We start from the raw sequence: 21,947 nt of genomic DNA on the forward strand, positions 1-21,947 counted from the left end.
CGGCTCCGGTCGGGTGGTGACGTACCGTCGGTACCCGAAGAGATATCACTCGCACGCCGGAGGGGACAGGGGATGACGCAGATCAATCGGCCCTTTCGCCCCCTCAGTCGGCCGTTCCGCCCCCGCCGTCACCGCTTCCGACGGTACCCCTCACGCACCGTCGCCGTCGCCTCCGCACTCCTGATCGCCCTCACTGGCTGTAGTTCTGACGGGACTGCACACTCCGGCGCGTCGGGCAAGCGGCACGGCCCGCCCGCGCCCGTCTGGCGCACCGACCCCGGCTCGATCGCGGCGCTCGGCGACTCGATCACCGCCGGCTTCGACGCCTGTACGGTCCTCGCCGACTGCCCCCGGGTCTCCTGGGCCACCGGCACCGACCCCGCGGTCGACAGCCTCGCCCGACGGCTGGTCGAACAGCCCGCCACGCACAGCTGGAACTTCGCCCGGACCGGTGCACTGATGAGCGATCTGCCGGAGCAGGTCGCCTCGGCCACCCGCCGCAAGCCCGAGCTGGTCACGGTCCTGATCGGCGCCAATGACGCCTGCCGGAACGACGTGGCGGCGATGACGCCGGAGGCCTCCTTCCGGGACGACTTCGCGCGGTCCATGCGGCAACTACGGCGCGCCCTGCCGCACACCCAGGTGTATGTCGCGGCGGTGCCGGACCTGCTGCGGCTGTGGTCCGAGGGGCGCAAGAACCCGCTGGGCAAGCAGGTGTGGAAGCTGGGCCTGTGCGGGTCGATGCTGCGCGACCCGGACGACCTGACGAAGCCGGCCCAGGACCGGCGGGCGAGCGTGCAGGACCGGGTGCGGGCGTACAACTCCGCGCTGGCGGAGGTGTGCGGCAAGGATCCGCTGTGCCGGTTCGACCGGTCGGTCTTCGACTACCGCTTCACCGGACGGCAGTTGAGCACCTGGGACTGGTTCCACCCCGGCGCCCGCGGCCAGAAGGAGCTGGCGGAGCTGGCGTTCAAGGTGGTCACCCGAGCGGGGAGGTAGCGCCCGCACCCGGGAACCGGGCGCCCGCGGGCAGTCCGCGGGCATAGGCTCAACGGCATGAAGACGCAGGTCAGCAGGGAAATATTCGGCGCGTTGGACGACGGCACGCCCGTCGAGCGCTGGACCCTGGAGTCAGGTCCGGGCGGGCTGCGGGTCCGCGTCCTGACGTACGGCGGGATCGTCCAGAGCCTGGAGGCCCCGGACCGGGACGGGACGCGGGGGCAGTTGGCGCTGGGCTTCGCGGATCTGGCCTCGTACGTCGCCCACGGCGGGTCGCACTTCGGCGCGCTGGTCGGGCGGTATGCGAACCGGATCGCCGGGGCGTCCTTCCCGCTGGACGGCCGGACGTACCGGCTGACGGCGAACGACGGGCGGCACAGCCTGCACGGCGGGCCGGCCAACTTCTCCCGGGTGGTGTGGGGCGCCCGGGAGACCGACGGCGGCGTGGAGCTGCACCGGGTCAGCCCGGACGGCGAGGAGGGCTTCCCCGGCGCCCTGGACGTGCGGGTGACCTACACCCTCTCCCCCGACGGCGCACTGCACCTCGTCTCGCGCGCCCGGACCGACGCACCGACCGTCGTCAACCTCACCAACCACAGCTATCTCCACCTGGGCGGTGCGGGCAGCGGCTCCGTCACCGGCCATGAGCTGCGGCTGGCGGCGTCCCGGTACACGCCCGTCGACGACACCGGCATTCCGCTGCCCGGCGCACCCGCCGACGTCGCCGGGACCCGCTTCGACTTCCGTACGGCGCGGGCGGTGGACGGCGGCTACGACCACAACTTCGTGCTCGACGGCGGGGTCGCACCGGCGCCGCGCACGGTCGCGGAGCTCCACGACCCGCGGTCGGGCCGGGTGCTGGAGCTGGCCACCACCGAGCCCGGTCTGCAGCTCTACACCGCGGACCACCTCGACGGATCCCTGACCGGCAGCTCGGGCGTCCCCTACGGCCCACGGGCCGGACTCGCCCTGGAAACCCAGCACTTCCCGGACTCGCCCAATCGGCCGGACTTCCCCGGGACGGTGCTGCGGCCCGGCGAGCACTACTGCTCGCAGACCGTGTACCGCTTCTCGGCGCGGCCGCGGGCTGCGGGAAACCCTTAGGGGCGCGGCGCGGCGAAGGTCATCCTGTGCGCTGACGCGGCCGGGCGGCGGTGACGGCACGATGAGCAGCGACCGGCTTTCCGGTCCGCTGCGATCCGTTCCGTTGCCTGCCCAGGGAGAACCGTCACCATGGCCCGCCTCCGCGCTCCTCATCTGCTCCTGTCCGGTGCGGCGTTGGCCGTCCTGGTGGTGGCGGGCTGCTCGCTGCCGGACTACGGGCCGACGAAGACGGCGCAGCGCACGTACTCCGTGCCGGGCACGGTCGGCGCGCTGTCCGCGACCACGCACGGCGGGAACATCGAGATCGTGCCGGCCGACGGCGGGGGCCCGGTCCGGGTGACGGAGAAGTACCGCTACAACGACCGCAAGCCGACTCCCGCCCACACGGTCGAGGACGGCCGGCTGACGCTGAAGGCCGCGGAGTGCGGCATGGGGCGCCGGTGCGAGGTCGACTACCGGGTGCTGCTGCCGCGCACCGCCTCGGTCGATCTGCACACCAGCGGCGGGGACATCACCCTCCGGGGCACCAAGGGCGCCATCGCCGCGGAGACCAGCGGCGGCGATGTCACCGTCACGGACTCCGCGGCCCGCACCGTGCGGGCGAAGACCAGCGGCGGCAATGTGGACCTCGCGCTGGCCGCGGCGCCCGACGAGGTCTCGGGCCGGTCCAGCGGAGGCAATGTCACCATCCGCCTCCCGAAGGGGGCGTATGCGGTCGACGCCGCCACGAGCGGCGGCCACCGCAAGGTCTCCGTCCCGACGGACGGGCGCTCCGCGCACAAGGTGACCGCGCGGACGAGCGGCGGTGATGTGTCGGTGGTGACCTCATGAGGGACCGGCCATGAAGGACCAGCGGGGGCACCGCCGGCGCACGGTGCCCCCGTTCCCGGGCCGGTCAGCCGACGGTGACCTCCGCCGTCAGCCGGCGGTCCTCGGCGCTGTGCGCGGCCTCGACGCGGTAGACGCCCTTGACCCGGCGCCAGCCGTCGTCCGCGTCGCTCCGCTGCGCTCCGCCTCCGCTCACTGCCGAGCCTTCGGAAGCGGAGCCCCAGACCGCGAAGGCCCGGTCCGGCAGCGGGATCTCGGCCTCGGCGCTCTCGCCCGGGCCGGCCTCGACGACGGCGAAGCCGGCCAGCCAGCGGTCCGGGCGCTCCGGAGCGTCCGGGGCGGCGTCCGCGGTGGGCGCCAGATAGATCTGGATGACCTCGCGCCCTTGCCGGTCACCGGTGTTGCGAACGCGCACCCGCACCGAGTCGGGGGTCGTGTCCAGCGACTCGTACTCCCAGTCGGTGTAGCCCAGGCCGTGGCCGAAGGGGTAGGCGGGCGCGACGGCGGACCGCTGCCAGGCCCGGTAGCCGATGAACACCCCCTCGGCGTAGGCAAGTCGGCCGTCGGTCGGGGTGACGGTGGTGACCGGGGCGTCGGCCAGCCGGGCCGGCCAGGTGGTGGGGAGCCGGCCGCCCGGCTCATGGGCACCGAGCAGGACGTCGGCCAGCGCCGCGCCGGCCTCCTGGCCGGGGAACCAGCTCAGCAGCACGGCCGGGACCTTCTCGCGCCACGGCAGCTCCACCGGAGCGCCGGCGTTGACGACCACGACGGTGTGCGGGTTGGCGGCGGCGACCCGGGTGACCAACTCGTCCTGGCGGCCCGGCAGTCGCAGGTCGCGGCGGTCGAAGCCCTCGGACTCGACCTCTTCTGTGGTGGCGACGACGACGATCGCGACATCGGCGCCGGCCGCGGCGCGGACCGCCTCCTCGATCCGTTCCTCCGCATCGGGCCGCGGCAGGTGGTGGCCGAGGGCGAAGTACAGCCCGCCCAGCCCCTCGCCCAGCTCCGGGCCGCCCGGCACGAACCGCAGGGTCACCTCGGTGCGCTCACCCGCCGTCAGCTCCGCCGTCACCCGCCGCTCGACGGGGTTCAGGAACGCCTCGAAGGGGTCGCTGCCCTCCGGCGCGCACCGGCCGTCGAAGAGGACCGCACCGCCGACGGTCAGCCGCAGTTCACCGGTGCCGGAGACGGCGAAGGTGTGGCTGCCGCCGCACTGCGGGAGGTAGCTGCCGGTCAGCTCGACGGCGTGCAGATTCTGCCGGGTGACGCCCCGCGGGAGGCGTCCCATCGCCTGCACCTTGCCGTCCACCTGCGGTGTTTCGGCGAGCAGTTGGCCATCGGCGGCAAGGTAGCGGGCGCGGAGCGTGAAGCCGTCACGGGCGGACGGCACTCGGGTGCGGGCCTCGGCGCCGGCCGCGAAGGTGACCTCGACACCGTCGGGCAGCGCGGCACGCAGCCCCTCCAGCGGGGAGACCACCGCCTCGGGGAAGACGGTCGCGGACCCGCCGCCGAGCACCCTGGCGTCCCGCGCGGCCGCTCCGATGACCGCGACCCTGCGCAGCCCCGGGACATCGAGCGGCAGCGCCCGCCGCGCCCCGCCCACGGGCTCGTTGCGCAGCAGGACGCAGCCGCGCCGGGCGAGGTCGCGGGCCACCGCCCGGCCGTCGATCCCCTGGGGGACCGCGGACGGGTCCACCGCGGCCGGCACCCCGTCAAGACACCCCGTACGGGCCGCGAGCAGCAGCACCCGGCGCACCGCGTCGTCCACCTCCGACTCCGCCACCTCACCCGCACGGACGACCTCGGCCAGCGGCGCGCCGTAGACCGTACGGGGTCCGGGCATCGCCACATCGAGGCCGCCGCGCAAGGCGCGCACGGTGTCGCGGGCGGCCGTCCAGTCGGAGACGTTGCAGCCGTCGAAGCCCCATTCGCCGCGCAGCACACCCTGCACCAGCGCGCGATGCTCGGTCATGGTCGAGCCGTTGACCTGGTTGTAGGCCGTCATGACGGCCCAGGGGCGGGCGTTTTCGACGAGGTGCTCGAAGGGCATGAGATAGAGCTCGCGCAGCGGGCGCGGGGCGATCCGGTTGTCGACGGTGAGGCGTTCGGTCTCGGCGTCGTTGCCGACGAAGTGCTTGACCGTCGCGCCGACGCCGCCCTCCTGCACCCCGCGGACGTATCCGGCGCCGATCACGCCGGTGAGCAGCGGGTCCTCCGAATAGCACTCGAAGTGGCGGCCGCCCAGCGGGGAGCGGTGCAGATTGACGGTCGGCGCCAGGAGGACGTGCACGCCCTTGCGGCGGGCCTCCTGCGCGAGCAGGTGGCCGGCCCGGCGGGCGAGTTCGGGGTCCCAGGTGGCGGCCAGTGCCGTGGGGCCGGGCAGGGCCACCGAGGGGTCCTCGGCGTTCCACTCCTGGCCCCGCACGCCGACCGGGCCGTCCGACATCACCAGCGACCGCAGCCCGATCGCCGGCACGGCCGGCAGCGTCCACATGTCCTGGCCGGACAACAGTCCGACCTTGGTGTCGAGGTCGAGCGCGGCGAGCGCCCGCTCCACCGCCGCGGTGTGGTCGTGTGCGCGGTCACGGGCCAGAAGGCCGGCGTCGGCACCGGCGGGCCCGTGGGTCTGGTCATCGGTCATGCGGTTCTCCGGTGTTCCCTGGGTGGTCGTGCGTTCCCCTGTCCGGATTCTGACCCGGCCGCCATGCACGCGGTAAGGACCGTTACTTTCCCGATACATCAGCCGTACGGGATCTCCACGCGACGGATACGCTCGGCCGGTGACTGCACGACATCAGGACGGCTCCCGCGACGGCGGACCGGGCGCGATACGGACCGGTGGCGGCGGCCGGGAGGCCCGTCGCGCAAAGCGGCGGGAGGCCATCCTGCAGGCCGCGATGGAGCTCATCGCGGAACGTGGCTACCGCCGCACCTCGCTCGCCGCCGTCGCCGAGCGCGCCGGCCTGACCCAGCAGGGGCTGCTGCACCACTTCCCGACGAAGGAACTGCTGCTGGTCGGCGTGCTGGAGGCGCGCGACCGCTGGGACCTGGCCTCGGCCGCCGCGGCGTCCGGCAGCCGGCGCACCGACACCCTGGCCGCGCTCGTCGACTACAACGCCACCCGCCCCGGCATCGTCCGTACGTACACCGTGCTGTCCGCCGACAGCGTCACCGAGGACCACCCCGCCCGCGCCTTCTTCGAATCCCGGTTCCGCGCCGTACGCGCCTACTTGGCCGAGGCGCTGCGGGCGGAGTGCGGCGACACCCTCCCCGGCGGCCTGACGCCCGAGCGGGCGGCGCCGCTGCTGGTCGCCGTGATGGACGGGCTCCAGTTGCAATGGCTGCTGGATCCGCAGGAGGTGGACATGCCGGCGGCGTTCCGGGACTTCCTCGCGCTGCTGGAGCTGGGCGGCGGAGCGGGTGGGGAACAGGGCCCCGGCGGGCGGGGTGGCGAGCAGGCTGACGGGCCGGGTGGGGAAGAGGCCGACGGGCCCGGTAGCTAGCGGCTCGACTGCGTCGCCTTCACCGGTCTCGGGCCGGGCTCACCCGGGGGGCTGGTCGTCCTGCACGTCGTGCAAGGAGGGGGCGTAGGAGATCCCGACGATCAACCCGTCCGCCGTGAGAAGTCTGGCCACCGTCTGGCCCCACGGCTCGGTGCGGGCCTGGTGCACCAGCTCGAAGCCCGCGCGCTGCAGCTCGGCGCCGGCGACTGTGACGGCTTCCGCGTTCGCCACCTCGAACTCGATCGATGCCTGCGGGACCACCCGGTCGGCGGGCCACTGAGCCGTGCCGAAGCATGCCTCGGCCGCCTGCGAGAGCGGCCACAGGCCGAAGTGCTTGCTGCCGGGGACGCTCCCGCTGGAGTAGTAGCCGTTGCCTTCCCCCTCCAGGGGGAGACCAAGAGCCTCGATGAACAGCTTGCGGCTCAGCGGCGGGTCGGCGACGACCACCGCCACGCTCGTGAGGAAGAGCACGTCCATCCCGGTGGTTTCACCTCCTGCTGCGACGAGACTGCGAAGGCCGGAGATCCGGCCTCGTGGGTACCGCTTCGAGCGGCCGGATCCCGCTCAACCTATCCGCCTGCTCCCCAAGGGCCGAGACACCCGCGCCCACACCGCCTTGAGTCACCCGATCGGGCTGGTGGCGAGCCGGAACGGGGCTGACTCAGCCGCGCCGCTTCCGGCCGTCGCGCACCGAGGGCCTCTACCGCCCCGCCTCGGGCACCGCTTTACTCGCCCCCATGAGACACATACGTACCAGGATGGGCGCGCTCGGTGTCGCGCTGCTGGCCGCCGTCCCGCTGTCGCTGACGGCGCCGGCCCGCGCGGCCACCGCGCCGGACAGCACGGTCGAGGAGGGCCGGCTGACCCAGGCCGCGCCGCAGGAGATCCTGCGGCGCAGCGGATTCGATGCCTGGGCGGGGGAGTTCGGGGCCGGGCTGGCGCGGCTGACGACGTACCCGGAGGCCAGGCGCTATGTCGCGGACGAGGGGCGGGCGCTGTGGCGGCGGGCCGTGGACCGGGCCCAGGGGCGCGGGCCGGACGGCGGCGATCTGAGCCGGGACGACGACCGGCCGCTGTACTGGGCGCGGCTGGGCATGACCAGCCAACTGCGGGCGTGGCGGCCGGACTTCCCACTGACCGGGGCCCGGCGCGCCGCTCTCCTCGACGCGCTGGAGCGGGGCTCGCGCGGACAGGACTCGATCGACCTGCCTGCCGGCCGCCATGTGCTGCGGATCGTGGTGACCGGATTCGACCCCTTCCAGCTGGACGACGACGCCCGCCGGAGCAATCCGTCGGGGGCGGCGGCGCTGGCCCTGGACGGGACCACCGTACGGACCGCCTCGGGTGAACCGGCCCGGATCGAAACCGCGGTCTTCCCGGTGCGCTGGGCCGACTTCGCGCAGGGCACGGTGGAGCGCACCCTGCTGCCGCACTTCCGCAGCGGACCGCGGCAGGCCGATCTGTTCACCACCATCAGCCAGGGACGGCCCGGGCGATTCGACGTCGAGCGGACCAACGGGGCCTGGCGGGGCGGCTATCCGGACAATGCGCGGGCAGAGCGCACCGGGACCGTGCCGATTCCGGCGGGGGTGCCGACCGTACTGCCGCAGCCGCAGTGGACGGTCACCAGCCTGCCGTACGCACGGATTGTGGCGGCCGGCACGGGTCCGTATCCGGTGGTCGACCACACCGCCGTCACGGAGATCCCGGCGGGCGGCACCACGCCGGTGGAGCGGCCGGACGGGCCGACCGCGGGGTCCACGGCCCGTGCGGGCGGCGGCGGGGACTACCTGTCCAACGAGATCGCCTACCGGGCGACGCTGCTGCGGGACGCGGTGCGGCCGGCGCTGCCGGGCGGGCATCTGCACACGCCGGTGCTGGAGTTCGGCGCCGCCAACACGGACCCGTCCGGGCCGGTCACCGACCCGGACTTCGTCCGCAACCGGGTCGCGATCACTGAGCAGGTGCGGGCGATCCTGACGGTGGCGGCGTCCGGGGCCGCAGGCAGGTAGCCGGGGCGTGGGCGGGCCGGTTATCCACAGGCCCGCCCGCTCCGCGCCGTCGCCGGGCATCATGGACGAATGATCATTGCTGCCGCACAATTCCCCTCCGTCCCGGGCGACATCGAGGCCAATGCCGCACGGATGGCCGCGCTCGTCGGCGAGGCCGCCGACCGCGGCGCCGGTCTGGTGGCGTTCTCCGAACTCGCGCTGACGCACTACGACCTGCGCCTGATAGCCGCCGATCCGGTGGGGATGACGGTCACCGAGGACGATGCCCGGCTGGCGCCCGTGCGCGAGGCCTGCCGGGCGGCCGGGATCGCGGCGGTGGTGAATGCGGCGGGCCGGGCCCGCGAGGGCGCGGCCGGACCGACCCTCTCCTCGTTCGTCCTGGGGCCGGACGGTGCGCTGCTCACCCGCTACGACAAGCGCCATCTGTCCGGGGAGGAGCGCAAGCTCTTCACGCCGGGCGGCGCGGACGGCCGCTTCATGCTGGGCGGGGTCCGGTTCGCGCTCGCCACCTGCCTGGACAGCAGCTTCCCCGAGGTACCGGCGCGGGCCGCGGCGGACGGCTGCGGGGTGTATCTGGCCAGTGCCTTCCACGACTCGGCGGAGCGCGTGGAGCGGTATGCGGAGCTGGCCCGGGACAGCGGGCTGCAGGTGCTGCTGGCCAACGGCACCGGCATCGGCAGCTGCGGCCCGGCATGCGGCCTCAGCGGCGGCTGGCTGCCGACCGGCGAGCGGGTGGCGGCGGCCGCCGAGTGGAGCGGTCCGGTCCCGGGCGACGGTGCGGAGCTGGTGCTGAGCGATGTCCGCGACCGCATCACGCTGATGGCGGACCCGGCGATCGCCGCGATACCCGTCAAGGAGTGCGGCGAGCCGCTGGTGGACATCCGGACCGCGGCGCCCGCGCTGCTGGTGGCCAAGGACCGGCACGACGCCCGAGGGCACTTCGCGCACCTGCGCCAGGGCGTGCTGCAACGGCTGCTGGCGGCCCAGGAGTTGCTGCCGGACGGGCTGCGGCTGCAGATAGTCGAGGGCTACCGTCCTCCGGCACTGCAGCGCCGCTACTTCGAGGAGTACGCGGAGGAACTGCGCGCCGCCTTCCCGGAACGGCAGGCGCAGCGCCTCCACCAGGACGCCAGCCGGTATGTGTCGCCCCCTGAGATAGCCCCGCACAGTGCGGGCGGGGCCGTGGATCTCACCCTGGTCACCGCGGACGGCGAAGAGGTCGACATGGGGACGCCGATCAATGCCTCCCCCGAGGAGAGCGACGGCGCCTGCTACACGGGCGCGCCGGGCCTGCCCCCTGCCGTCCGCACCGCCCGCCAGGTGCTGACCGCCGCCCTCACCGCAGCGGGCCTGGTCAACTACCCGACGGAGTGGTGGCACTGGTCCTACGGCGACCGCTACTGGGCACTGGCGACCGGTGCGGACCATGCGCTGTACGGGCCGATGGAGCTGGAGGGGGAGTGAGGCCCGGCCGGGGCGGCGCCGCCCGGGTACGACTGGAGGAGCTGGACGGGGAGTGAGGTCCCGCCGGGCCGGCGCCGGTGCGCCACCGGCCCCGCACCGGTGTCACCCCTGCGACGGCTCCTCGGGCACCGTCGCCGCCAGTTCCGCCAGGGTCGGATAGGACGGCTGGGCGCCCGGCTTGGTGACGGCGGCAGCGCCGACCCGTACGGCGAACCGCGCCGCGTCGGGCAGGGTGTCGCCGCGGGCCAGGCGGGTGGCGAGGGCACCGGTGAAGGCGTCGCCGGCGCCGGTGGTGTCCACCGCCTTGACCCGCACCCCGGGGATGTCCTCGCTGCCCGAGGCATCCAGGACCAGCGCACCGTCGCCGCCGAGGGTGACCACGACGGAGCGGGCGCCCTGCTCGCGGAGCGCCTGCGCCCACTCGGCCGGGCTGCCGTCGGCGCGCCCGGACAGCCGGCGCGCCTCGTGCTCGTTGACGACCAACGGATCGGACACTGCCAGGAGTTCGGGAGCCAGTGCCGCCTCGGGCGCCGGTGAGGGGTTGAGGACGACGCGGGTGCCGGCCCGCTCCGCGGCCGCGGCCGCGGTCCGTACCGACTCCATGGGAATCTCCAGCTGAAGGGAGACCACCGAGGCGGCGGCGATGGTGTCCTGCGCGGCGGCCACGTCCCGCGGGGAGAGGGCGGCGTTGGCGCCGGGCGAGACCACGATGCTGTTGTCGCCGTCCGGGTCGACGATGATCATCGCGGTGCCGCTGCGGGCCACGTCGTCCACGATGACCGGGGCGACATCGGTGCCCGCCGCGCGCTGCGCGGCCAGCAGCATCTCGCCGAAGGCATCGCCGCCGACCCGCGCCAGCAGTGCGGTGCGCCCGCCGATCCGGGCCGCGGCGGCCGCCTGGTTGGCGCCCTTCCCGCCGGCCGATTCGACCAGGTCCGTACCGAGCACGGTCTCCCCCGCGCCGGGCCGCCGCTCGACCCGTACCGTCAGATCCGCGTTGGCCGAGCCGACCACCAGGACGTCATACATGCACCGCTCTCCCACTTCTTCTCCTCTGTCATTGTCGGCGGCCCGCCTCTGTCGGTCTCGGCCACCCGCCGCCGGGCTGCGGGCTCAGCCGCCGAACTTCGCGGCGTTCTTCCCCGTCACCAGCACCACCGGCACCCTGACCGACCGCGGCAGCTTCTCACCGCGGGCGGCCTTCAGCGCCCAGTCCACGGCCTGTTTGCCGAGGAGTTCGGGCTGCTGGGCGACGGTCGCGGTCAGCGCACCGCCGCGGACCGCCTTGACGCCGTCCGGGGTGCCGTCGAACGCCACCACCTTGACGTCCTTGCCGGAGCGGCCGCCCAGCGCCTTGGCCGCACCCAGTGCCATCTCGTCGTTGGCGGCGAACACCCCGCCGATGTCGTGGTGCGCCTCGAGCATGTTGGACATCACGTCCATGCCCTTGGTGCGGTCGAAGTCCGCGGGCTGCCGGGCGACGACCTGGATGCCGGGGTACTTCTTGAGGCCTTCCTCGAAGCCCTCGCTGCGCTCCCGGGCGGCGGAGGTACCGGCCTGGCCCTCCAGGAAGGCCACCTTCCCCTTGCCGCCGAGCGAATCGGCCAGCGTCTTCGCGGCGAGCCGGCCGCCCGCGACGTTGTCGGAGGCGATGGTCGAGCCGACCGTGCCGCCGTTGACGCCGCGGTCGATGGAGATCACCGGCACCTTCGCCCGGTTGGCGACGCCGACGGCCGGGACGGCGGCGTCGGAGTCGACCGGGTTGATGATGGCCGCCTTGACGTTCTGGCTGGTGAACGTCTCCATCTGGTTGATCTGCTGGGTGGGGTCGTTCTGGGCGTCGGTGATGTTGAGGTGCAGACCGCGAGCGTCCGCCTCGGCCTGGGCGCCCTCCTTGATGCCGACGAAGAACGGGTTGTTCATCGTGGACAGCGCCAGCCCCAGGTCGGTGTTGCCCCCGCGGTCGCAGCCGGTCAGGGCCAGGGCGCCGGCCGCGGCCAGCGCGGCCACCAGCGACACCGTCGTACGGGCCGTGGGCCGGGCCCCCGTACGGGCCGTGGGCCGGGCGCCCGTACGGGAGTTCATCCGGGTCACCGTCCTCCGCGCCGTCCTCCCCGCCCTCATCGCGCGCTCCGGCGGCGCAGCGTGTCCAGGAGCACCGCCAGCGCGATGACCAGTCCGGTGGCCACCTGCTGCCAGAAGGCCGAAACGCTCAGCAGGTTGAGCCCGTTGCGCAGGACTGCCAGGATCAGGGCGCCGATCAGCGTGCCGGAAGCCTTGCCGGAGCCGCCGGAGAGACTGGCCCCGCCGATCACCACGGCGGCGATGGCGTCCAGCTCATAGCCGGTTGCGGCCTGCGGCTGGGCGGAGGTGAGCCGGGCCGCGAGCACGATGCCGGCGACCGCCGCGAACAGGCCGGACAGCGCATAGATCACGAGCTTGCGGCGCTTGACGTGGATACCGGAGAGCCGGGCCGCCTCCTCGTTGCCGCCGATCGCGAACATCGCACGGCCGGAGTACGTACGGGCCAGGATCAGCGCGGCGACCAGCCCCATCACGATCATGACGAGGACCGGCACCGGCAGCCAGCCGCCGAGGGTGTCACCGAGCGCGGCGACCGCACCGGGGAAGGCGATCGGCGAACCTCCGGAGAGGACCAGGGCCAGGCCCCGCCCGACCGAGAGCATCGCCAACGTGGCGATGAAGGCGGGCAGTTTGCCGTACGCGACCAGTGCCCCGGAGACCAGACCGGAGGCCGCACCGACCGCCAGGCCGAGGAGCACCGCCGTCCAGACCGGCAGGCCCTCGCCGGTGGCCGCCCAGGCCACCACCGTGGCGGAGAGCGCGGCGACCGAACCGACCGACAGATCGATACCGGCCGAGACGATCACGAAGGTGACGCCGAAGGCGAGGATCGCGGTGACCGACGCCTGGACGCCGACATTGAGCAGGTTCTGCCCGTTGAGGAAGTCCCTGGACAGCACGGCCATCACCACGACCAGCGCGATCAGACCGCCGAGCGGGCCGTTCCTGAGGACCGCCCGGCTCAGCCAGTTCGCCAGGCCGTCCCGGCCCGGTGCCCGTCCCACCGCCTCTGCGGCAGCTCCTGTCTTCACCTCAGTGGACATCGGAGCCCTCCCTCGCGCTCTCGTCGTTGTGCTTCGTGCTCGGGTGATCCGGCGCCTGGAGCGCCAGCTCCATCACGGCGTCCTGCGTGGCCGCTTCGACCGGCAGCTCACCGGCCAGCCGGCCCTGTGACATCACCAGCACCCGGTCGCTCATACCGAGCACCTCGGGCAGATCACTGGAGATCATCAGCACCGCCCGGCCGGACGCCGTCAGTTCGTTGATGAGCTGGTAGATCTCGACCTTCGCGCCGACGTCGATACCGCGCGTCGGCTCGTCGAGGATCAGCAGCCTGGCGTCCGTGAGCAGCCATTTGCCGATGACGATCTTCTGCTGGTTACCGCCGGACAGGGTGCCCGCGCGTTGTCCCAGACCGCTCATCCGGACCCGCAACCGCTCGGCGACGGCGGCCGCTTCGCGCCGCTGGGTGCCCCGGTCCACCAGCCCGCCGCGGGTGTCGCGGTCGAGCCGGGCGAGGGTGAGGTTGTCCTGGAGGGACGCGTCGAGGACCAGGCCCTGGCCCTTGCGGTCCTCCGGTACGAGGCCGAGCCCGGCGCGCATCGCGGCCCGCACATCGCCGCGGGCCAGCTCCTTGCCGTCGATCTCGACCGTACCGGCGTCGTAGCGGTCCACGCCGAAGATCGCCCGTACGACCTCCGTACGGCCCGCGCCGACCAGCCCGGCCAGGCCCACGACCTCACCGGCCCGCACCTCGAAGTCGATGCCCTCGAAGACCGGCCCGGCCGCGGCGCCGTGCCGGGTCAGCCCGCGGACCCGCAGCAGGGGCGCGCCGGGCTCGCCCGGGCGCTGCCTCGGGTACTGCTCGGCGATGTCCCGGCCCACCATCAGCCGGATCAGCTCGTCCTGGTCGGTGGCGGCCGGCACCTCCCGCACCGAGCGGCCGTCGCGCAGGACGGTGACCCGGTCGCCGAGGGCGCCGATCTCCTCCAGGTGGTGGGTGATGAAGATGATGCCGACGCCGGCGTCGCGCAGCTCACGGACGATCTCGAAGAGGGTCTCGACCTCCTCGGAGGTCAGCACCGCGGTCGGCTCGTCCATGATCAGAACACGGGCGTCCAGGCTGAGCGCCTTGGCGATCTCGACCATCTGGAGGCGGGCGATGCCCAGTTCGCAGACCGGGGTGTCCGGGGACACGTCCAGCCGGACGCGGCGCAGCAGCTCGGCGGCGCGCGCCCGCATCGTCTTCTTGTCGACCAGCCCGAGCCGGGTGCGCGGCTGGCGGCCCAGGAAGATGTTCTCGGCGACGGTCATCCCCGGGACGAGGTTGAACTCCTGGTAGATGGTGGCGATGCCGAGCCGCTCGGCGTCCTGCGCGGAACGGATGTGCACCTCTTGCAGACCGTCGTGCACACCGTTCTGCAGGCCCTCGCGCGCGGCATCCTGCCTGGTGGCCTGCCCGCCGGCCGCGAGGATGCGGCCCGCGTCAGGGCGGTGGGCGCCGGAGAGCATCTTGATGAGGGTGCTCTTGCCCGCGCCGTTCTCGCCGAGCAGGACATGCACCTCACCGGCGCACAGGGTCAGGTCCACGCCGTCCAGCGCGCGCACGCCCGGGAACGACTTCGTCACCCCCTCCACGCACAGCAGTTGGCGGCCGCCCGGTACGTCGTCATTGACGCCGGTCATGCGCTGCACCTCTCTTCCTGGGTGGCTTGCTTTGTGTGGTGGGGGGTGGGCGATGGGTTGGTGGGGGTTTGATGGGGGGGCCGGCTCGGGGCGGTCGGCCTGGGGCGTTGACTCGGGTGACTGGACCGGTCGTTGGCTTCGGGTGGCTGGGCTGGTTGATGACTTCGGGTGGCTGGGCTGGTCGTTGCCCACGGGTCGCGTGCGTGGCCGGTCCCGGATCACAGGGCCCGGCAGCGCACCGGCTCGGCTCAGGGGGTGGGCGGCTCGCCGCAGGAGCGACGGGCGACCAGCCGGGCCGGCAGCAGTACCGAATCGGCGGGCTGGCCCTCGATCCGCGCCAGCAGGGTGTGCACGGCGGCCCGGCCCAGTTCGCGGGTGGGCTGGGCGATGGCGGTCAGCGGCGGATCGATGTGGGTGAACCACGGCACGTCGTCGTAGACCACCAGCGCCACATCGTCCGGGACCCGCAGCCCGCGCGCGCGGAGTTCGTCCATCGCGCCCAGCGCCATCAGGTTGTCGGTGGCCAGCACCGCGTCCGGCGGCTCGGCGAGGTCGAGGAAAGCGTTCATCACCCGCCGGCCGCCGGTGTGCTGGAGATCAGGGCTGCTGCCGACCCGCTCATCGGGCAGCGCGAGGCCGTGTTCGGCCAGCGCGGCACGGAAGAGTTCGAGGCGCTCCTCGCCGGTCGGGGTGCCGGCCGGGGCGACGATGATCGCGGGACGGCGGCGGCCGAGGGCGGCGAGATGGCCGGCGAGCTCGGTGAGCGCGGTGCGGCCGTCGGCGCGTACGCAGGGCGCGTCGATGCCGGGCACCGTGCGGTCCAGCAGGACCAGCGGGGTGCCGGAGGCCACGACCTCGCTGAGCATCGCCGAGCCGGTGCCCGCCGAGCTGACCAGCAGGCCGTCGATCCGGCGGTCGAGCAGGGTACGGATGTAGTCGTCCTGCTGCGCGGGGCGCTCGCCGGCGTTGCCGATGACCAGGCTGTAGCCGAGGCTGCGGGCCTCGTCCTCGACGGCATCGGCCAGCTCGGTGAAGAACGGGTTGGTGAGATCGCTGATGATCAGGCCGAGCGCGCCGGTCCGTGCGGTGCGCAGCGCGCGGGCGACGTTGTTGGGGCGGTAGCCCAGCTCCTGTACGGCGGCGAGCACCCGCTCACGGGTCTCGGCAACCGGACTGCGGCCGTTGAGGACCCGGGAGACCGTGGCGACGGAGACTCCAGCCCGCTCTGCCACATCCTTGATGTTCGCCATGGCGCCGTTGCCATTCTGTCCGTGCGATCGCTCACCGGCCCGAGGACCGGCTTCGCATGATCGGGATGTAATCGATTTCGTAGGAATGCGCGAGGGCCTACGAAATCGATTACACGGCGGGTGCGTCAAGACGGCGTTCGTGTTGCCTGTGTCACATCAGGGGATACTCGCGCCGCACCGGGCCGGGAGCGCTGCAGGACCTGCCGAGCCCGGGCACTCCCCCGTTGACCGCCCCGCCTCGACGGCGGGCACCGGCCGTGTCCGGACCCTCTGGGGCGACCCGGCACTCAGCGGGTGAACTGCCCCACACACGCGACGATCGCCACAAACAGGCCCAGCACCCCGATGACGACCTGCCATCTGTCAGACGGCGCCCACCGGTCGCTCTCCTGCTCCGTGTCCTGATCGTCCATCGCTCCTCCTCGCTCCTCCGGACAGGCCCCGGAGGCCGGGGCCTCCACCGGCCGGCCGCCGGCGGAGCTGTGGGGAGGAACGCGGTGAAGCTCCGTAAGAATAGCGCGAGTTGACGAAACTCCGACCGGAACCAGGCACCTGCTCCAGGGCGGCCACACTCGCCAGCCCACTGCGCCGTGGCCGACCTCGCCGACCCGGTACCCACGCCGGGACCGCACCTCGCCACCCCGGTACGCACGCGAGGGCCCCCGAACCCGGCACCAACCCGAGGAGGCCGCACCCCATAGCGGGATGCGGCCCCTGGTGTGGCATCGCCGGCGGCGCCGGCTGTCAGGCGACGGTGAGCTTGACCTCGATGTTGCCGCGGGTGGCGCGGGAGTACGGGCACACCTGGTGCGCCTTCTCCACGAGGTCCTGGGCGGTGGCCGCATCGACGTTCGGGATCTTGGCGGAGATCTCGACGGTGAGGCCGAAGCCGCCGTCGGGGGTCTTGCCGATGCCGACCTCGGCGGTCACCCGGGAGCCGGAGACATCGACGTTCTCCTGGCGGGCGACGACGCTGAGCGCGCCCTGGAAGCAGGCGCTGTAGCCGGCCGCGAAGAGCTGCTCCGGGTTGGTGCCGGCGCCGCTGCCGCCCTGCTCCTTGGGCGGGTTGACGACCACGTCGAGCTTGCCGTCGTCGCTGGCGACGCGGCCGTCACGGCCGTTCTCAGCGGTGGCGACGGCGGTGTAGACGACGTCGACGGTCTGGATGGACATACCGAATCCTCCTGTGGTTCGCCGCGACTCGCGCCCACGGATCGCGACGGCGTGCCGCCGAGCCTAACGGCGGGGGTGCGGGGGTGGGGGGAGAGGTGCACGGTTTCTACGGCTTCCCCCTCCCCCTCCCCACCCCACCTCAACAGGCGCCCCCACCTCGACAAGCGCCTCCACCTCAACGGGCGGCCCCACCTCAACAGACGGCCCCACCTCAACAAGCGCTCCGCCTCACCAGCGCCCCCGCCTCAGCTTCCGCCTCCCCCGCCCCACCTCCGCAGCCCGCCGGCCCGCCGGCGGGCTGCGGGACTGCAGGACTGCGGGACTGCGGGACTGCGGCGGCGCGGCCGACCGTCAGTCGGTGAGGCTCACGATCATCTTTCCGGTGTTCTCACCGCGCAGCAGGCCCAGGAACGCCTCGACGCCGTTCTCGATGCCGGCCACCTTGGTCTCGCTGTACTTCAGCTCGCCGGAGCGGATCCAGGCGGAGACCTCCTCGACGAACTGCGGCTGCAGCGCGGCGTGATCGCTGACCAGCAGGCCCTGCAGACGCAGCCGCTTGCCGATCACCATCGCGAGGTTGCGCGGCGCCGGGGTCGGCTCGGTGGAGTTGTACATCGAGATCATGCCGCAGATGGCGGCGCGGCCATGGACGTTGAGGGAGCTGATGGCCGCTTCGAGGTGGTCACCGCCGACATTGTCGAAGTAGACGTCGATGCCGTCCGGCGCGGCCTCCTTGAGCTGCTTGGCGACATCGCCGTTCTTGTAGTTGAAGGCGGCGTCGAAGCCGTACTCCTCGACCAGCAGCTTGACCTTCTCGTCGGAGCCGGCCGAGCCGATGACCCGGGAGGCGCCCTTGAGCTTGGCTATCTGGCCGACCTCACTGCCCACGGCACCGGCCGCACCGGACACGAAGACGGCGTCGCCCTCCTTGAAGGAGGCGACCTCCAGCAGCCCCGCGTATGCGGTCAGGCCCGGCATGCCGAGCACGCCGAGGTAGGCGGTGAGCGGCGCCAGCGTCGGGTCCACCTTGGCGGCGCGCTTGGCGTCCAGGACTGCGTACTCGCGCCAGCCGGAGTTGTGCAGCACATGGTCGCCGACGGCCAAGGAGCCATCGCGCGAGGCGATGACCTCGCCGACCGCGCCGCCGTCCATCGGCTGGTCGAGCTGGAAGGGCGGGACGTAGGACTTCACATCGTTCATCCGGCCGCGCATGTACGGGTCGACGGAGAAGTGCTTCGTGCGGACGAGGATCTGGCCCTCGCCGACCTCGGGCACCGCGGCCTCGCGCAGCGCGAAGTCCTCAGGGGTGGGCCAGCCGTGGGGGCGGGCGACGAGGTGCCATTCGCGACCGGTCGTGGGCAGTGCAGACATAGCGCGGATCCTCCTAATGCTTCAGGTGATGAAACAATGATGCTCCTCGATATTTCATGTTGTCAAGCAATTGGGTATCCTGCTGTGCATGACACCGCGCGCAGACACCTTGACCGTCGAGGTCGTCGATCTCATCGGCACCGTCGTCTCCCGTTACTACGAGGAGTACGAGCACGCCGCGGCCGAGCACTCCCTCACCGGCGCCCAGGCCCGGGTGCTCAGGCTGCTCTCCCTCGAACCGCTGCCGATGCGCAAGATCGCCCAGTGCCTGAAGTGCGAGCCGTCGAACATCACCGGCATCGTGGACCGCCTGGAGTCCCGCGGCCTGGTCGAGCGCCGCCCCGATCCGGCCGACCGCCGCGTCAAGCTCGCCGCCCCGACCGACGAGGGCGTGCGCACGGCCGAGGCGCTGCGCACGTCACTCAGCTTCGCGCGCGAACCCCTCGGCCGCCTGACGGTCGCCGAGCGGACGCTGCTCAAGGAGCTGCTCCAGCGGATGCTGGGCGTCGCACCGGAGTGAAGTGAACCGGAGGCCCGGGCTGGGGAAGGGCCCCCGTCACCTAAGGGCCGTTCACCGGGCACCGGCCCCCGCTCCACCGACCGGCTCCACCCCACCCGTCAAAAAGACGCCGGCCCGCGGCCCGCCGACGACCCCGGCATCCTCCGCCTCCCCAGCGCCGTCAGCCTCCCCGGCGCCGTCAGCCTCCCCACCGCGGTCCGCCTCCCCCGCAACTCCCCCCACCCGAAGCCCCCGCAGCAGGGTCAGCGCCAGTACCGCGGCGCAGGCCATCACGCCCGCGGCGACCAGCACCGCCGTCTGCAGCCCCTCGGTGAATGCCGTACGGGCCGCGGCCAGCAGGGATTCGCCGGCCCGGCCCGGGAGTTCGGCGGCCACCGCGAGGGCTCCGGCCAGCATCTCCCGTGCCGCGTCGGACGCCGCCGGGGGAAGGCCGGGGGGCAGGGCATCGCCGATGCCGCTCCGGTAGACGGCGCTTCCGATGCTGCCCAGGAGGGCCATGCCCAGCGCGCCGCCCAGTTCGGTGCCGGACTCCAGCACGGCCGAGGCGGAACCGGCCCGCTCGGGCGGTGCGAGGCCGATGGCCATTTCGTTGCCGAGCGACATCACCATCACCAGGCCGGAGGCGTAGACGGACGAGCCGACCAGGACGAACCACAGGGCCGAGCCCGGCTCCAGCCAGGACAGCCAGACGAAGCCGCCCGCCGCGATGGCGAATCCCATGGCGATGATGACGGCCCGGTCGATCCGCTGGGCGAGCGCCGTGGCCGCCGGCGCCATCCCGCCCACCGCCAGGGTGGGCAGCAGGTTCCACAGTGCCGCCTCCATGGGGCTCATGCCCCGTACAGACTGCAGGTATTGGGTGAAGAACACCGCGCAGCCGACGATGGCGAACATCGCCAGCAGATTCAGCAGCACCGAGACGCTGAATCCGCGGTTGCGGAACAGGGCCAGGTCCAGCATCGGATGGCGGGCGGTGCGCTGACGGTGGACGAAGGCCGCGGCGGCCAGCAGGCCGGCGACCAGGGCGAGGACCGGCAGCACCGCCACGCCGTCGCGGGCGATCTCCTTGATGCCGTAGACCGCCGGCAGCATCGCGAGCAGCGACAGCAGCGAGCCGGTCAGATCGAAGCGCCCGGCAGCCGGGTTCGTGAACTCCGGGAGCAGCAACGGCCCGCAGACCAGCAGCAGCACCATCGCCGGTGCGTTCATCAAGAACACCGACCCCCACCAGAAGTGCTCCAGGAGCACCCCGCTGAGCACCGGACCGATCGCGATGCCGCCGGTCACCGCGGCCGACCAGATCGCGACCGCCTTGCCGCGCTGCTTGGCGTCATGGAAGAGGTTGCGGATCAGGGCGAGGGTGGACGGCATCAGGGTCGCGCCGCCGACGCCGAGCAACGCCCGTGCGGCGATGAGCATCTCGGCGCTCTGCGCATAGGCGGCGAGCCCGGAGGCGAGGCCGAAGAGGAGCGCACCGGACAGCAGCAGCTTGCGGCGGCCGATGCGGTCGCCCAGGGCACCCATGGTGATCAGCAGGCCGGCCAGCACGAAGCCGTAGACGTCCAGGATCCACAGTTGCTGGACGCTGCTGGGCTCCAGTTCGGCGGTCAGGAACGGCACGGCGAAGTAGAGCACCGAGACGTCCATCGAGACGAGAAGGCAGGGCAGCAGCAGGACGCCCAGGGCGGTCCACTCCCGGCGGCCGGCCCGCGGTGGCGATGTGTACGAGGTAAACGACATGGATGACACGGTAAACAGGCTGCGCTTACGGCGCAAACAGCAGCACCAGTAAGGGAATTGGATGTGCATCACACTAGTGCGCCAGGGCGAGGTAACGCCCAGTCGGACCGCCCGCTGCTACCCTCGATGCCAGCGAAACCGCCCTAGTGCACTAGTACGGAGGCCGTCCCGTGGCACAGCCCGCCCCGCCGCCCTACCGCCGGATCACCGACGAGATCCGGCGCCGTATCGACACCGGCGAGCTGGCGCCGGGCGACCGGGTGCCCTCGACCCGGCGGATCACCCAGGAGTGGGGCGTGGCGATGGCGACCGCCACCAAGGTGCTCACCACGCTGCGTCAGGAGGGCCTGGTCCGGGCCGTACCGGGGGTGGGCACGGTGGTGGCCGAGCCGCCGGCGCCGCGGGCCGCGGGAGCTGCGGCCCCACGTGAGCGGCGCCCGCGCGAGACGGACCGCGGACTGAGTCGCGAGAGCGTCGTACGGGCCGGGGTCCGGGTCGCCGATGCCGAGGGGCTGCGGGCGCTGTCGATGCGCCGGGTCGCCGCCGAGTTCGGGGTGTCGTCGATGGCGCTCTACCGTCATGTGGCCGGCAAGGACGAACTGGTGCTGCTGATGGCGGACGCCGCGTTCGCCGGCATCGAGCTGCCCGAGCCCGCGCCGGACGGCTGGCGCGCGCGGATGGAGGCGGGTGCCCGGCTGCAATGGGAGCTCTACCGGCGCCACCCCTGGCTGGCGCAGTACCTGTCGATCACCCGGCCCCAGCCGATGCCGCGGGCGATGGCACTGATCGAGTGGACCATGGCGCGGGTGACCGGCATCGACCCGGTGACGCTGATCCACATGGCCATCACGCTGCTGAACCACGTGCTCGCCACCGCCGCCGGCTTCGAGGACGATCTGGAGGCCGAGCAGGAGACGGGCCTGGACCAGAACCAGTGGATGGCGGCGATGGAGCCGGTGTTCGAGGGCATTCTCACCTCGGGCTCGTACCCCATGTACGCGGGGATCTCGGGGGCCGACGAGGGCGCGGTGAACCTGGAGTCGATCTTCGAGTTCGGGCTGGCCCGCCTCCTGGACGGGATGGCGACACTGATCGACCGGCAGGCCGCGGGGGCCGATGACGCCGGGTGAACTCCCGGCGGGGGCAGCTGACTTGGGCCGGCCGACTTCCCGGCGGGTTCCGGCCGGCCGACTTCCCCGCGGGGCCCGGCCGG

At 72.9% G+C, this 21,947-nt stretch carries 17 protein-coding genes and 1 pseudogene; 8 read left to right on the forward strand and 10 right to left on the reverse strand.

Annotated features, from left to right (window positions below; all coding sequences use genetic code 11):
- Positions 1 to 72 precede the first annotated feature (72 nt).
- The 3 genes from BKA18_RS11385 to BKA18_RS11395 all read left to right on the forward strand — a co-directional run bounded on the left by BKA18_RS11385 (position 73) and on the right by BKA18_RS11395 (position 2,934).
- Entirely contained in the window at positions 73 to 999 is a 927-nt protein-coding gene (locus BKA18_RS11385; protein ID WP_366043030.1) for a GDSL-type esterase/lipase family protein, read from the forward strand.
- 57 nt (positions 1,000 to 1,056) lie between these two features.
- A complete protein-coding gene (locus BKA18_RS11390) occupies positions 1,057 to 2,103 on the forward strand; it encodes an aldose epimerase family protein (RefSeq protein ID WP_366043031.1) in 1,047 nt (348 codons plus the stop codon).
- A 129-nt stretch (positions 2,104 to 2,232) separates the two neighbouring features.
- Positions 2,233 to 2,934, forward strand: a complete 702-nt coding sequence (locus BKA18_RS11395) for a DUF4097 family beta strand repeat-containing protein (RefSeq protein ID WP_366043032.1) — start codon at positions 2,233 to 2,235, stop codon at positions 2,932 to 2,934.
- Between the two features lie 64 nt (positions 2,935 to 2,998).
- On the opposite strand, the gene BKA18_RS11400 is transcribed toward BKA18_RS11395, so the two are convergent.
- Entirely contained in the window at positions 2,999 to 5,572 is a 2,574-nt protein-coding gene (locus BKA18_RS11400; protein WP_366043033.1) for a beta-glucosidase family protein, read from the reverse strand.
- Between the two features lie 187 nt (positions 5,573 to 5,759).
- Between BKA18_RS11400 and BKA18_RS11405 the strand changes: the two genes are divergently transcribed.
- Positions 5,760 to 6,434, forward strand: coding sequence for a TetR/AcrR family transcriptional regulator (locus BKA18_RS11405; RefSeq protein WP_366043466.1), 675 nt, complete (start codon positions 5,760 to 5,762; stop codon positions 6,432 to 6,434).
- A 39-nt stretch (positions 6,435 to 6,473) separates the two neighbouring features.
- Here the strand turns inward: BKA18_RS11405 and BKA18_RS11410 are convergent, their stop codons facing one another.
- Positions 6,474 to 6,911, reverse strand: coding sequence for a VOC family protein (locus BKA18_RS11410; protein WP_366043034.1), 438 nt, complete (start codon positions 6,909 to 6,911; stop codon positions 6,474 to 6,476).
- A 260-nt stretch (positions 6,912 to 7,171) separates the two neighbouring features.
- Here BKA18_RS11410 and BKA18_RS11415 point away from each other — a divergent pair, with 260 nt between their 5' ends.
- Together BKA18_RS11415 and BKA18_RS11420 are read left to right on the forward strand one after the other, a co-directional pair.
- Positions 7,172 to 8,446 carry a pyroglutamyl-peptidase I gene (locus tag BKA18_RS11415; RefSeq protein ID WP_366043035.1) on the forward strand — a complete coding sequence of 425 codons (1,275 nt, stop codon included), beginning with the start codon at positions 7,172 to 7,174 and terminating at the stop codon, positions 8,444 to 8,446.
- A 69-nt stretch (positions 8,447 to 8,515) separates the two neighbouring features.
- Positions 8,516 to 9,910, forward strand: coding sequence for a nitrilase-related carbon-nitrogen hydrolase (locus BKA18_RS11420; protein ID WP_366043036.1), 1,395 nt, complete (start codon positions 8,516 to 8,518; stop codon positions 9,908 to 9,910).
- A gap of 102 nt (positions 9,911 to 10,012) precedes the next feature.
- Here BKA18_RS11420 and BKA18_RS11425 read toward each other — a convergent pair whose 3' ends face one another.
- The 7 genes and pseudogenes from BKA18_RS11425 to BKA18_RS11455 all read right to left on the reverse strand — a co-directional run bounded on the left by BKA18_RS11425 (position 10,013) and on the right by BKA18_RS11455 (position 18,474).
- Positions 10,013 to 10,939 carry a ribokinase gene (locus BKA18_RS11425; RefSeq protein WP_366043037.1) on the reverse strand — a complete coding sequence of 309 codons (927 nt, stop codon included), beginning with the start codon at positions 10,937 to 10,939 and terminating at the stop codon, positions 10,013 to 10,015.
- A gap of 84 nt (positions 10,940 to 11,023) precedes the next feature.
- Positions 11,024 to 13,038 (reverse strand): annotated as a pseudogene (locus BKA18_RS11430) (ABC transporter permease/substrate-binding protein).
- Positions 13,028 to 14,680, reverse strand: coding sequence for a sugar ABC transporter ATP-binding protein (locus BKA18_RS11435; protein ID WP_366043038.1), 1,653 nt, complete (start codon positions 14,678 to 14,680; stop codon positions 13,028 to 13,030). Before BKA18_RS11435 ends, BKA18_RS11430 begins: the two are co-directional and overlap by 11 nt.
- A gap of 248 nt (positions 14,681 to 14,928) precedes the next feature.
- Entirely contained in the window at positions 14,929 to 15,930 is a 1,002-nt protein-coding gene (locus BKA18_RS11440) for a LacI family DNA-binding transcriptional regulator (protein ID WP_366043039.1), read from the reverse strand.
- Positions 15,931 to 16,217: 287 nt separating this feature from the next.
- Positions 16,218 to 16,343, reverse strand: coding sequence for a hypothetical protein (locus BKA18_RS11445; protein WP_256331947.1), 126 nt, complete (start codon positions 16,341 to 16,343; stop codon positions 16,218 to 16,220).
- 331 nt (positions 16,344 to 16,674) lie between these two features.
- Positions 16,675 to 17,103 (reverse strand): organic hydroperoxide resistance protein, encoded by a 429-nt coding sequence (locus BKA18_RS11450; protein ID WP_366043040.1) that lies wholly within the window; start codon positions 17,101 to 17,103, stop codon positions 16,675 to 16,677.
- A gap of 351 nt (positions 17,104 to 17,454) precedes the next feature.
- Positions 17,455 to 18,474, reverse strand: a complete 1,020-nt coding sequence (locus tag BKA18_RS11455; protein WP_006605807.1) for an NADP-dependent oxidoreductase — start codon at positions 18,472 to 18,474, stop codon at positions 17,455 to 17,457.
- A gap of 88 nt (positions 18,475 to 18,562) precedes the next feature.
- Between BKA18_RS11455 and BKA18_RS11460 the strand changes: the two genes are divergently transcribed.
- Positions 18,563 to 18,994, forward strand: a complete 432-nt coding sequence (locus BKA18_RS11460) for a MarR family winged helix-turn-helix transcriptional regulator (protein ID WP_366043041.1) — start codon at positions 18,563 to 18,565, stop codon at positions 18,992 to 18,994.
- 51 nt (positions 18,995 to 19,045) lie between these two features.
- Here BKA18_RS11460 and BKA18_RS11465 read toward each other — a convergent pair whose 3' ends face one another.
- Positions 19,046 to 20,734: an MFS transporter gene (locus BKA18_RS11465; RefSeq protein WP_366043042.1), complete on the reverse strand. Its 1,689-nt coding sequence runs from the start codon at positions 20,732 to 20,734 to the stop codon at positions 19,046 to 19,048.
- 170 nt (positions 20,735 to 20,904) lie between these two features.
- On the opposite strand from BKA18_RS11465, the gene BKA18_RS11470 reads away from it, so the two are divergent.
- Positions 20,905 to 21,864 carry a TetR/AcrR family transcriptional regulator C-terminal domain-containing protein gene (locus BKA18_RS11470; RefSeq protein WP_366043043.1) on the forward strand — a complete coding sequence of 320 codons (960 nt, stop codon included), beginning with the start codon at positions 20,905 to 20,907 and terminating at the stop codon, positions 21,862 to 21,864.
- Positions 21,865 to 21,947 lie beyond the last annotated feature (83 nt).

This window comes from Streptomyces auratus (assembly GCF_050433025.1).
GTDB lineage: Bacteria > Actinomycetota > Actinomycetes > Streptomycetales > Streptomycetaceae > Streptomyces > Streptomyces sioyaensis.